Genomic DNA, 11,620 nt, shown 5'->3' with positions numbered 1-11,620 from the left:
GGGCGGTTTCTGTTCACTTCATTTCGGCGTGCTTCAGGTTACGCTTCGCGAGCCGCGGCCAGCGCCTCGTTGAACGTGCGGCTCGGCCGCATCACTTCGTCGAGCTTCTCGAAGTCGGGCTTGTAATAGCCGCCGATGTCGGCCGGGTTGCCCTGCACCGACGCCAGTTCCGCGACGATCACCTGCTCGTTGGCGGTCAGCTGCGTCGCCAGCGACTTGAAGCGCGCGGCCAGTTCCGCGTCGTCGGTTTGCGCGGCCAGCTCCTGCGCCCAGTACATCGCCAGGTAGAACTGACTGCCGCGGTTGTCGAGTTCGCCGCTCTTCGGACGCGGGCTGCGGTTGTTGTCGAGCAGCTTGCCGGTCGCGGTATCGAGCGTCTTCGCGAGAATCTTGGCCTTCTCGTTGCCGGTCTTCAGACCGAGTTCTTCGAGCGACACCGCGAGCGCGAGAAATTCGCCGAGCGAGTCCCAGCGCAGATGGTTTTCTTCGACCAGCTGCTTCACGTGCTTCGGCGCCGAGCCGCCCGCGCCGGTCTCGTACATGCCGCCGCCGGCCATCAGCGGCACGATCGACAGCATCTTCGCGCTGGTGCCCAGTTCCATGATCGGGAACAGGTCGGTCAGATAGTCGCGCAGGATGTTGCCGGTCACCGAGATCGTGTCGAGCCCGCGCACCACGCGCTCGAGCGTGTAACGCATCGCGCGCACCTGCGACATGATCTGGATGTCGAGGCCGGTCGTGTCGTAGTCCTTCAGGTAGGTCTCGACCTTCTTGATCAGCTCGGCCTCGTGCGGACGATACGGGTCGAGCCAGAACACCGCCGGCGTGCCCGAATTGCGCACGCGCGTGACCGCCAGCTTGACCCAGTCGCGAATCGCCGCGTCCTTCACCTGACACATGCGCCAGATGTCGCCCTCTTCGACGTTCTGCGTGAGCAGCACTTCGCCGGTGGCCAGATCGACGATGCGCGCCTCGCCGTCTTCCGGCACCTCGAAGGTCTTGTCGTGCGAGCCGTATTCCTCGGCCTTCTGCGCCATCAGGCCGACGTTCGGCACGGTGCCCATCGTGACCGGATCGAAGTTGCCGTTGGTCTTGCAGAAGTTGATGATCTCCTGATAGATACGCGCGAACGTGCTCTCCGGAATCACTGCCTTGGTGTCCTTCGGACGGCCGTCGGCGCCCCACATCTTGCCGCCGATGCGGATCATCGCCGGCATCGATGCATCGACGATCACGTCGTTCGGCGCGTGCAGGTTCGAGATGCCCTTGGCCGAATCGACCATCGCCAGTTCCGGACGATGCTCGTGGCACGCGTGCAGATCGCGGATCACTTCCTCGCGCTTCGATTCCGGCAGCGTTTCGAGCTTCTCGTACAGATTGACGAGGCCGTTGTTGACGTTCACGCCGAGTTCGTCGAACAGCTGCTGATGCTTCGCGAACGCGTCCTTGTAGAACACCCGCACCGCGTGACCGAACACGATCGGATGCGAGACCTTCATCATCGTCGCCTTCACGTGCAGCGACAGCATCATGCCGGTCTTGCGCGCGTCTTCCATCTGCTCTTCATAGAACTCGAGCAGCGCCTTCTTGCTCATGAACATGCTGTCGATGATCTCGCCGTCCAGCAGCGCGACCTTCGGCTTCAGCACGATCGTCTTGCCGCCCTTCGTGACGAGTTCCATCTTCACGTCGCGCGCGTGATCGAGCGTCAGCGACTTTTCGCCGTGATAGAAGTCGCCGTGGCGCATGTGCGCGACGTGCGTGCGCGAGGCCATGCTCCATTCGCCCATGCTGTGCGGATGCTTGCGCGCGTAGTTCTTGACCGCGGCCGGCGCGCGGCGGTCCGAATTGCCTTCGCGCAGCACCGGGTTGACCGCGCTGCCCAGGCACTTCGAATAGCGCTGGCGGATGTCCTTCTCCATGTCGGTCTTCGGATCTTCCGGATAGTCGGGCAGGCGGTAGCCTTTCGACTGCAACTCCTTGATCGCGCTCATCAATTGCGGCACCGACGCGCTGATGTTCGGCAGCTTGATGATGTTGGTGTCCGGCAACAGCGTCAGGCGGCCGAGTGCCGCGAGGTTGTCGGGCACGCGCTGCGCTTCGGTCAGGAACTCGGGGAATTCGCCGAGGATACGGCCCGCGACCGAAATGTCGCTGGTCTCGACCTGCACGCCCGCCGGCGCGGTGAAAGTCCTGATGACCGGCAGGAACGCGCTGGTCGCGAGCAGCGGGGCCTCGTCGGTGAGGGTGTAGATGATGGTCGGTTGCTGGGTCGTCATTGCTAGGCTCTGGGCAGGCAGTTGAAAGGCATCTCGCACGCGGCGGCCGGCTGACACCGGACAACGCGGTCGGGAATCGGGCAACACTGAGACAGACACAACGTGTGCGGCGGACGGCGATGCGGGGCGGGTATTCACGAAACGCGGTACGGATCGCGAACCCGGCGGCCTACGTCGCAGAGCGGGGGAACACGTCCGGATTCTGCCTCATTTTTGGGCCGGGGGAGAAGCGCTCGGGCAACCGGCGGCGGCCGCGCCCGCGCGCGGGCTCCGGGCGGGAAAGCGCGTTGTGGCTACAATGATCCGCTACGGAAGCCCGCCGCCGGCTCCGCCAGACAAAGTTGGAGAATGTGATGAGCAGCGACACCAGCAAGGCCCGCTCCGACTGGATTGCCCGTTCGGAATCCGCCGGCGGCGTCGAGCGCATCGAAGCGTTTTTTCACGGCAACGCGTATTCGATGCATCGCCACGACACCTACGCGATCGGCCTGACGCTCGCCGGGGTCCAATGCTTCCATTACCGGCGCAGCCTGCGCCACAGCCTGCCGGGACAGGTGATGGTCCTGCATCCCGACGAAGCGCACGACGGCCAGGCCGGCACGAACGAGGGTTTTCGCTACCAGATGGTGTACGTGCAGCCCGCCGCGATTCAGGCGGTGCTCGGCGGGCGGCCGCTGCCGTTCGTCGAAGGCGGCGTCACCGACGATCCGCGCCTGTTCGACGCGACCCGCACCGCGCTGCGCCAGTTGCACGAGCACGCGGAGCCGCTCGAACGCGACGACGCGCTCGCCGGTCTCGCGCTCGCGCTGGACGGCGCGGCCGGCGCCCGGCCGATGCGCCGCTCGGCGGATTTCGCGGCCGCGCGAACCGCGCGCGAGTACCTGGACGCATCGTGCACCCACGCCGTCACGCTCGACGAACTCGCCGCCGTCAGCGGCCAGGACCGCTGGAACCTGTCGCGCGATTTCCGCACCTTTTACGGCACGAGCCCCTATCACTACCTGGTGATGCGCCGGCTCGAAGCGGCGCGCGCGCTGATGCTGCGCGGCGTCGCGCTGGCGGAGACGGCGGCGGCGGCCGGTTTCGCCGACCAGAGCCATATGACCCGGCACTTTCGCCACGCGTACGGGATCCCGCCCGCGCGCTGGCTCGCGATGATGGGCGGCGCGCGCCGCGCCGGCTAGCGCGGGTTTGCACAATCGTTCAAGACGCGCGCCGCGCGCCGGCCTAAGCTCCGTTTCACGCATCGAACGAATGGAGCCATCATGCCTACCCCTTCCCAGCCCGTGCCCGCGCAACGCGGCCAGCACCAGAGCATCAACCTGCTCGACAAAATCCGTCTGATCGACGGCCACTGGCAGCCGCGCGTGGTCGCCGAAATGAACGACTATCAGTTCAAGGTCGTGAAGCTGCTGGGCGATTTCATCTGGCATCACCACGCCGATACCGACGAAACCTTCATCGTGCTCGAAGGCCGCTTGCGCATCGACTTCCGCGATCGGTCGATCGAGTTGCAGGCGGGCGAGATGGCGGTGGTGCCGAAAGGCGTCGAGCACAAGCCGTATGCCGAAGCCGAAGTGAAAGTGCTGCTGATCGAGCCGCGCGGTGTGCTCAACACCGGCGAGATGACGAGCGACAGAACCGTCGCCAACGATCAATGGATCTGAGCGCCGCCATGCAAAAGCAAATGCAAATGCAAGCACCGCCACCGGTCATCCGCGAAGCGGTTTTTCCCGCCGATACGCCGCGGCTCGTCGCACTGATTCGCGAGTATGTGCGCTGGCTCGATATGGATCTGTCGTATCGCGGCTTCGAGGCCGAGATGGATACGTTCGAAGCCACTTACACGCTGCCGTCCGGGATGTTCTTCGTCGCCGATGCCGGCGGCGAACTCGCCGGTTGCGTGGGACTGCTTCGTCATACTGACGAGACCGCCGAAGTCAAACGGCTGTATGTTCGCGAAGCGTTTCGAGGCTTGTCGCTGGGAGAAAAGCTGGTGGAGTCCGTGATCGGGAAAGCGCGCGAGCTGGGCTACTCGAAGCTCGTGCTCGACTCGGTTCCGCAAACGCTGTTTGCGCAGCGCATTTACGAGCGCGCGGGATTCGTGGACACCGCGCCCTACTATGAGAATCCGGTGGCGGGTACGCGGTTTCTTGCGCTCGAACTTGGTCAGGTCGGGATCTGACGCCATAGCGCCAGCTTCTGCTCGAACGACAGCATCGCGTTTGCCGGGCTGGACGATGGGAGTACGAGGGTTTCATACCCGGCTGCTCCGATCACTTCGGCGAACCGCCCTGCTGTCTTGCCGTTGAAGCAGACCTTCTTTAACCGCGGCGCGTGCTCGCGCAACGATGCGAAGTCGTTCGGCTGCGCATTGCGAATCGCCGAATCGAGGCTGCCCTGGCGATGGCACGCGTCGAGCACGTCCCAGATGCCGATGCGATGCGCGAGCACTCGCGTCAGGCGTTCTTCGTAGGGCAATTCGTGCAGCGATGCCTCGCCTAGCACCGTGCCGAGCAGACGCCAGAACTGATTGCGCGGATGCGCGTAATACTGCGCCGCCGCCAGCGACGCCTCACCGGGAAAGCTGCCGAGAATCAGCGTGTGCGTGTCGGCCGCGACGACCGGAGGAAAGCCCTGCAACATCAGCGGCTCCTATCGTCGGCGGTGCGCGGCGCCGGGTGCGCGCGCGATGCGGTGTGATCGAGCGGACGGCCGTGCTCGCGCATCCGGGCGTTCGCTGCGGCTGCATGCGTGGCCGCTGGCCCCGATGCGGAACCTGCCGCGGCGGCCGCATCGTCGCCAGCCGCCCCACCCGCTTCACCCATAACACCCAACCACTCCCACAACGCCGGCAACATACACTCCGTCACCATCAACGGCGCGCCGTGCCGCTCGAACACCGAGCGCCGCGCGACCAGCGCATGCGGCGCCTGCCGGGCACCGTCGCCAATCTCCCGCACCGCCAACCGATACAACGGATGCCGCGCCCCCACGCTACGACTCACCAGCGCCGAGCGCGCGACACTGCTATCGCTATACAGCAGCTCGGCCAGCGGCCGCGTGCGCAACCGACGCGTGGCCTGCCACACGCCGACGCTGGCCGCGCGCGGCGTCACGCTATGCGCGGCGACGAACGGCACGCCATCGACCGACAGCACCACTTCGCGCACCCACACCGGCGCGCGCGGCGCGAGCCCGAGCGCGGCGGCTTCGTCGGGCCACGGCAGCGCGACGGTCTCGCGCGTCACGCGCACCGCTACCGCGCCGAGCGTGCGCAGATGCGCGGTCAGGGAACCGCCGCGGGTCAACCAGTCTTTCTGCGCGGCGCTGAAACGGGGCAGAGGCGCGACGCGCCAGTGCGCGTCGGCGGGATCGAAACGGATAGGCATGGTGTCGGATTATAGCGGCGTGATTTGTCGGACTTGAGGGCCTCTTACCCGCAACCCGACACATCGACGGGCAAAAAAAATGCGCTGCCGAAGCAGCGCATTTTTCACCGACCAACTCAAGCTAACGCATCGTCACGCTCAAAAGCAACGACGCGTTCAAGTCAAACCCGGAATCAACCGGCGCGCGACAACAACAACGCATTGGTCCGCTTCACGAAGCTCGCCGGATCCTCGAGCGAACCGCCTTCGGCCAGCATCGCCTGATCGAACAGCAGATGGCACCAGTCGTCGAAATTCGCGCTATCTGCGTGCAGGCCCTTCACCAGCGCGTGCTCCGGATTCACTTCGAGAATCGGCTGGAAATCCGGCGCCTGCTGACCGGCGGCCTTCAGCATCCGTTGCAGGTAGCCGCTCATCTCGCCGTCGTCGGCGACGAGGCAGGACGGCGAATCGGTCAGGCGGAACGTCAGACGCACGTCCTTGGCCTTGTCCTTCAGCGCTTCCTTCATCTTCTCGACCAGCGGCTTGAACTCTTCGCCGACCTTCTCCTGCGCGGCCTTCTCTTCGTCGTTCAGCGCGCCCAGATCGAGGTCGCCGCGCGCGACGCTTTGCAGCGGCTTGCCGTCGAACTCATTGAGGAACGACAGCATCCACTCGTCGACGCGATCGGTCAGCAGCAGCACTTCGACGCCCTTCTTGCGGAACACTTCGAGGTGCGGGCTGTTGGCGGCGGCCTGCCACGTATCGGCGGTCACGTAGTAGATCTTGCTCTGCTCCGGCTTCATGCGCGCGACGTAGTCGGCCAGCGCGACGGTCTGCTCGGCGGTGCCGGTATGGGTCGACGCAAAGCGCACCAGCTTCGCGATCCGCTCGCGATTGGCAAAGTCTTCGCCGATGCCTTCCTTCAGCACCTGGCCGAATTCCTTCCAGAAGCCCGCGTACTGTTCCTTTTCGGCGTCGTTATCCGAGTTGGCCAGTTCTTCGAGCATCGACAGCGCGCGCTTGGTCACGCCTTCGCGAATCGCCTTCACGTCGCGGCTTTCCTGCAAAATTTCGCGCGACACGTTCAGCGGCAGATCGGCCGAATCGACCACGCCCTTCACGAAACGCAGATACGTGGGCAGCAATTGTTCGGCGTCGTCCATGATGAACACGCGCTTCACGTACAGCTTCAGGCCGCCGCGCTGCTCGCGGTTCCACAGATCGAACGGCGCATGCGCGGGCACGTACAGCAGCTGCGTGTACTCGCTGCGGCCTTCCACACGATTGTGGGTCCACGTCAGCGGATCCTGATGATCGTGCGAAATGTGCTGGTAGAACTGCTTGTACTGCTCGTCGGTGATGTCGTTCTTCGCGCGGGTCCACAGCGCGCTCGCCTGGTTGACGGTCTCGTCTTCGTCCTTCGCGACCATCTCGCTCTTTTCCGCGTCCCACTCTTCCTGCTGCATCAGGATCGGCAGCGCGACGTGGTCCGAGTACTTCTGGATGATCGACTTCAGGCGATGCGACGACAGCAGCTCGTCCTCATCGGCACGCAGATGCAGCGTGATGGTCGTGCCGCGCGCCGCGCGTTCGATCTGCTCGACCGCGAAATCGCCCTCGCCCGCGCTGACCCAGCGCACGCCTTCCGACGCCGGCAGACCGGCGCGGCGCGTTTCGACGGTGATCTTGTCGGCGACGATAAAGCCCGAGTAGAAGCCCACGCCGAACTGGCCGATCAGCGCCGCGTCCTTCTGCTGGTCGCCCGACAGCTTGCCGAAAAATTCCTTGGTGCCCGAACGCGCGATCGTGCCGAGGTTCGAGATCGCTTCGTCGCGGCTCATGCCGATGCCGTTGTCGTCGAGCGTGACGGTGCGGGCGGCCTTGTCGTAGGACACGCGAATGCGCAGGTTCGGATCGTTCTCGTACAGCGCGCTGTTTTCGATCGCCTCGAAGCGCAGCTTGTCGGCCGCGTCGGACGCGTTCGAGATCAGCTCGCGCAGAAAGATTTCCTTGTTGCTGTACAGCGAATGGATCATCAGTTGCAGAAGCTGTTTCACTTCTGCCTGAAAGCTCATGGTTTCTTGTGCCACGGTCGGATTCCTCTCTGTTGCGAATGGGTTTCGGGCGTCTCCGAAGCGCGCTTCGGGGACGGTGGACGGGGCAACCGGCTAGCCCCGTCGCGCCGGATCGTCCGCGCAAATGGGGACGCGCCGGCCAGGTTTCAAGAGGCGCGGCGCGCGACGCTGTCCAGATAGCCGCTCAGAAACGCCGGCAGTTCGGGATCGCCGCAATTGGCGATGTTGAAGCGCATCCACGTGCTCGGCGACTGCTGCGGCGAAAAGATGCCCCCGGGCGTCAGCAGAAAACCGGCTTCGTGGCCGGCCGCGGCGAGCGCGCCGGCGTCGACGCCGGTGTCGGCCCACAGGAACATCCCGGCGGTCGGGGTCAGGAACAGCTTCATGCCGGTCTTCTCGATCATCCGCACGGCTTTTTCGCGCACCCCGTCGAGGCGCGCGCGGATTCGCTCGACGTGCCGCCGGTAATGGCCCTCGGTCAGGATCTTGTAGATCACCCGCTCGTTCAGCTCGGGGCTCGTCATGCCGACCAGCATCTTCTGATTGCTGACCACCATTGCGACCTCCGGCGCACTCGCGATGAAGCCGACGCGCAAATTGGGCGCCAGCGTCTTCGAAAAGCTGCCGAGGTAGATCACGCGCTTGAGCTGATCGAGGCTGGCGAGCCGCGTACCCGGATAGCCCGGCGGGCACAGGTCGCCGTAGATATCGTCCTCGACGACGATGAAGTCGTACGCCTCGGCGAGCCGCAGGATCCGGAACGCCTGCGCGGCGCTCAGCGAGGTGCCGGTCGGGTTTTGCAGCACCGAGTTGATCACCAGCATTTTCGGGCGCCATTCCTGCACCAGCGCTTCGAGCGCGTCGAGGTCCGGGCCGTCCGGCGTGTACGGCATCCCGACGAGGCGCGCGCCCTGCGACGCGAAGCTGCCGAACATCTGGAACCACGCCGGATCGCCGACGATCACCGCATCGCCCGGCTTCACGTAGATGCGCGAAATCAGGTCGACCGCCTGAGTGATGCCGGACACCGTCACGATCTGCTCGGGCGACGCGCCGATCTCGAGTTCTTCGAGGCGCGTCTGCAACTGTTGACGCAGCGGCAGAAAACCCTGCGCGGTGCCGATGCCGAGCATCTGCGCGCCGCTTTGCCGGCCGAGCGTGCGCAGCGCGTTGGTGATCAGCTCGCCGTCGAGCCAGCGGCTCGGCAGATAGCCGAGACCGGGGCTGCGCTCGGGCCGCGCGCCGGTGTGCAGCATGTTGCGCAGCAGCCAGACGACGTCGATATTGGCCGGCGCGGGCAGCGCCTGCTCGCGCGGATGCAGCTCCGTCACGCTCGCGACCCCGCCCTGCCGCTCGCGCACGTAGAAGCCGGAGCCGCGCCGCGATTCCAGAAAGCCCTGGGCGACGAGGCGCTCGTACGCCTCGACCACCGTGAAACGCGACACGCCCTTGTCGAGCGCGAGTTTGCGGATCGACGGCATCCGCATGCCGGGGCGGAACACCCGCTCCTCGATGCGGCGGCGCGCCCACTGGACGAGCTGCTCGACCAGCGTCAGCGAGGCGGTGTCGTGCGGGGTGGGAATCTGGGCAAGCGGGACGGACATGACGGGCTCCAACTGTACCGAACAGTATCGCGGCGATTGTACCGTTACTGTGCAGGTCGCGACCGTTACATTTGAAGCCAGCAAAAAAGGATGACGCACCGCAAAGACGACGCAACAACGTCGCAAACGCGCTGCACAGCGGGCCGGATCGCGGTTCGCCCCTCATCCGCATGGCCCGCCGATCCGGCAAACGGTTATGCTTACGGCCCCGGCAGCGCAGCCGTCACGCAGGCAGCACGCGTGATACGCACCGGCTTCCCGCAAAAATAGCGTTTTCCGTCGTTTCGCCATGACAGCCCCGACCGCTCACTCGCTCAGTCTCGATCACCTTGTGATTTCCGCGCGCACCCTCGACGAGGGCGTCCAGTACGTCGCCGACCGGCTCGGCGTCGCGCCGGCCGGCGGCGGCGCGCATCCGCTGATGCGCACCCACAATCGCCTGCTGGGCCTGTGGGGCGGCGTCTATCTGGAGGTGATCGCGATCGATCCGCAAGCGGCGGCCGACGGCCAGAACACCCGAGCCCGCCTGTTCGCGCTCGACAACCCGGCCACGCACGCGCGCCTCGAAAAAGGGCCGTATCTGTCGCATTGGGTTGCGCGGGTCGAACGGCCGAAGCAACTGGCAACGTGGCAGACGCAGTACCCGCGGCGCATCGCGCCGGTCGTGCCGATGACACGCGGCGACTTGCGCTGGGGGCTGACGGTGCCGGACGACGGCGCGTTCCCCGCATGGCAAGGCGCCGGCGACGGCGTGCTGCCGTCGCTGATCCAGTGGGATTCGCCGCAGCATCCGTCGCAACGGCTGGAGCCGACCGATATTGCGCTGAAGAAGTTGAAGGCGGTGCATCCGCAGGCCGAAGCGATCGTCGAACAGTTGCAGTGGCTCGGCGCCGCGCACCTGCTCGATGTGCAGCCCACCGACGGCGCCCCGGCGGTCGTCGCCGAATTCGAAACATCCGAGGGTCCGCGGACCCTCGAATAAGCCGCGCGCGAGCCGATAATCGGCCGGCCGATCGGCAATCGATGCCGACTCGCGCGATAATTGACGTTTTTTGACCGGTTCCAGAAATACCAGCAGAGGAGATCATGGACCAAAGCGATCTGAAAGCCCCGACGTGGCAATTGTCCGAACGCGCCCGCAAGCTTACGAGCTCGGCGATCCGCGAGATCCTGAAGGTAACGGAACGGCCCGAAGTCATTTCGTTTGCCGGCGGCCTGCCGTCGCCGGCCACGTTCCCGGCTGAGCGCATGCGCGAAGCGGCCGACCGCATCCTGCGCGACAACCCCTCCGCCGCGCTGCAATACAGCGCGACCGAAGGCTATCTGCCGCTGCGTGAGTGGATCGCGCAGCGCTACTCGACCGGCGGCGCGCAGATCCGTGCGACACAGGTGCTGATCACGACCGGCTCGCAACAGGCGCTCGACCTGCTCGGCAAGGTGCTGGTGTGCCCGGATAGCCCGGTGCTGGTCGAAACGCCGACCTACCTCGGCGCGCTGCAATCGTTCTCGATGTACGAGCCGCATTACGTGCAGGTGCCGACCGATGCAAAGGGCCTGATTCCCGAAGGCCTGCAGCCGGAACTGACCAAGGGCGCGCGCCTCCTGTACGCGCAGCCGAACTTCCAGAATCCGACCGGCCGCCGTCTGCCGGTCGAGCGCCGCCGCGCGCTGGCCGAATTCGCGAAGACCGCGCCGTTCCCGGTGATCGAGGACGATCCGTACGGCGCGCTCGACTACGCGGGCGAACCGCTGCCGACGATGCTGTCGATGGCGCCCGATCACATCGTCTATCTCGGCTCGTTCTCGAAGGTGCTCGCGCCGGGTCTGCGAGTCGGCTTCATCATTGCGCCCGAAGAGCTGATCTTCAAGCTGGTGCAGGCCAAACAGGCCACCGACCTGCACACGCCGAGCTTCACGCAGCGCATCGTTCACGAAGTGATCAAGGACGGCTTCCTCGACACCCACGTGCCGACGATCCGCGAGCTGTATCGCAACCAGTGCGAAGCGATGCTCGACTCGCTCAAGCGCTACATGCCCGAAGGCGTGAGCTGGAACCGCCCGGAAGGCGGGATGTTCATCTGGGTCGATCTGCCCGCGCAGATCGACAGCATGAAGCTGCTCGAAGAAGCGGTCGCGCAGAACGTCGCGTTCGTGCCGGGCGGTCCGTTCTACGCGAACGACGCGCAGCACAACACGCTGCGTCTGTCGTTCGTCACGGTGCCGCCCGCTAAAATCGACGAAGGCGTCGCGCGTCTCGCGGCACTGGTGCGCGCCAAGCTGTAACGGCC

General features: G+C 65.4%; 10 protein-coding genes. 5 read left to right on the top strand and 5 right to left on the bottom strand.

Annotated features, from left to right (window positions below):
- Window positions 1-38 precede the first annotated feature (38 nt).
- Complete coding sequence (locus BTH42_RS04540) at window positions 39-2,279, bottom strand: NADP-dependent isocitrate dehydrogenase (RefSeq protein ID WP_075296223.1); 2,241 nt, start codon at window positions 2,277-2,279, stop codon at window positions 39-41.
- A 353-nt stretch (window positions 2,280-2,632) separates the two neighbouring features.
- Here BTH42_RS04540 and BTH42_RS04535 point away from each other — a divergent pair, with 353 nt between their 5' ends.
- From BTH42_RS04535 to BTH42_RS04525, 3 genes are all read left to right on the top strand, one after another.
- Window positions 2,633-3,463, top strand: a complete 831-nt coding sequence (locus tag BTH42_RS04535) for an AraC family transcriptional regulator (protein WP_075296222.1) — start codon at window positions 2,633-2,635, stop codon at window positions 3,461-3,463.
- 81 nt (window positions 3,464-3,544) lie between these two features.
- Window positions 3,545-3,946, top strand: a complete 402-nt coding sequence (locus tag BTH42_RS04530) for a cupin domain-containing protein (protein ID WP_075296221.1) — start codon at window positions 3,545-3,547, stop codon at window positions 3,944-3,946.
- Between the two features lie 26 nt (window positions 3,947-3,972).
- Window positions 3,973-4,464 (top strand): GNAT family N-acetyltransferase, encoded by a 492-nt coding sequence (locus BTH42_RS04525; protein ID WP_075296317.1) that lies wholly within the window; start codon window positions 3,973-3,975, stop codon window positions 4,462-4,464.
- Here BTH42_RS04525 and BTH42_RS04520 read toward each other — a convergent pair.
- The 4 genes from BTH42_RS04520 to BTH42_RS04505 form a co-directional block, all read right to left on the bottom strand.
- A complete protein-coding gene (locus BTH42_RS04520) occupies window positions 4,449-4,925 on the bottom strand; it encodes a DNA-deoxyinosine glycosylase (protein WP_075296220.1) in 477 nt (158 codons plus the stop codon). The genes BTH42_RS04525 and BTH42_RS04520 overlap by 16 nt on opposite strands.
- Window positions 4,925-5,671 carry a chorismate lyase gene (locus BTH42_RS04515; RefSeq protein ID WP_075296219.1) on the bottom strand — a complete coding sequence of 249 codons (747 nt, stop codon included), beginning with the start codon at window positions 5,669-5,671 and terminating at the stop codon, window positions 4,925-4,927. The genes BTH42_RS04520 and BTH42_RS04515 overlap by 1 nt, the downstream gene beginning before the upstream one ends.
- Before the next feature lie 173 nt (window positions 5,672-5,844).
- Window positions 5,845-7,743, bottom strand: coding sequence for a molecular chaperone HtpG (gene htpG, locus BTH42_RS04510; protein ID WP_075296218.1), 1,899 nt, complete (start codon window positions 7,741-7,743; stop codon window positions 5,845-5,847).
- Window positions 7,744-7,874: 131 nt separating this feature from the next.
- On the bottom strand, window positions 7,875-9,332 hold the full coding sequence (locus BTH42_RS04505) for a PLP-dependent aminotransferase family protein (RefSeq protein ID WP_075296217.1): 1,458 nt from the start codon (window positions 9,330-9,332) through the stop codon (window positions 7,875-7,877).
- 289 nt (window positions 9,333-9,621) lie between these two features.
- Here BTH42_RS04505 and BTH42_RS04500 point away from each other — a divergent pair, with 289 nt between their 5' ends.
- Both BTH42_RS04500 and BTH42_RS04495 read left to right on the top strand, forming a co-directional pair.
- Window positions 9,622-10,314, top strand: coding sequence for a VOC family protein (locus BTH42_RS04500; protein ID WP_075296215.1), 693 nt, complete (start codon window positions 9,622-9,624; stop codon window positions 10,312-10,314).
- A gap of 104 nt (window positions 10,315-10,418) precedes the next feature.
- Window positions 10,419-11,615, top strand: a complete 1,197-nt coding sequence (locus tag BTH42_RS04495; RefSeq protein WP_075296213.1) for a PLP-dependent aminotransferase family protein — start codon at window positions 10,419-10,421, stop codon at window positions 11,613-11,615.
- The last annotated feature ends 5 nt before the right edge of the window (window positions 11,616-11,620 follow it).

The organism is Burkholderia sp. SRS-W-2-2016, from assembly GCF_001931485.1.
GTDB lineage: Bacteria > Pseudomonadota > Gammaproteobacteria > Burkholderiales > Burkholderiaceae > Paraburkholderia.
The sequence above is the reverse complement of the archived record's forward strand: the minus strand, read 5'-3'. Positions and strand labels throughout refer to the sequence as shown.

Excerpts from the sequence above, each read along its gene's own strand:
- BTH42_RS04540 (WP_075296223.1), bottom strand. The coding sequence starts at position 2,279 with ATGACGACCCAGCAACCGACCATCATCTACACCCTCACCGACGAGGCC.
- BTH42_RS04535 (WP_075296222.1), top strand. The coding sequence starts at position 2,633 with ATGAGCAGCGACACCAGCAAGGCCCGCTCCGACTGGATTGCCCGTTCG.
- BTH42_RS04530 (WP_075296221.1), top strand. The coding sequence starts at position 3,545 with ATGCCTACCCCTTCCCAGCCCGTGCCCGCGCAACGCGGCCAGCACCAG.
- BTH42_RS04525 (WP_075296317.1), top strand. The coding sequence starts at position 3,973 with ATGCAAGCACCGCCACCGGTCATCCGCGAAGCGGTTTTTCCCGCCGAT.
- BTH42_RS04520 (WP_075296220.1), bottom strand. The coding sequence starts at position 4,925 with ATGTTGCAGGGCTTTCCTCCGGTCGTCGCGGCCGACACGCACACGCTG.
- BTH42_RS04515 (WP_075296219.1), bottom strand. The coding sequence starts at position 5,671 with ATGCCTATCCGTTTCGATCCCGCCGACGCGCACTGGCGCGTCGCGCCT.
- BTH42_RS04505 (WP_075296217.1), bottom strand. The coding sequence starts at position 9,332 with ATGTCCGTCCCGCTTGCCCAGATTCCCACCCCGCACGACACCGCCTCG.
- BTH42_RS04500 (WP_075296215.1), top strand. The coding sequence starts at position 9,622 with ATGACAGCCCCGACCGCTCACTCGCTCAGTCTCGATCACCTTGTGATT.
- BTH42_RS04495 (WP_075296213.1), top strand. The coding sequence starts at position 10,419 with ATGGACCAAAGCGATCTGAAAGCCCCGACGTGGCAATTGTCCGAACGC.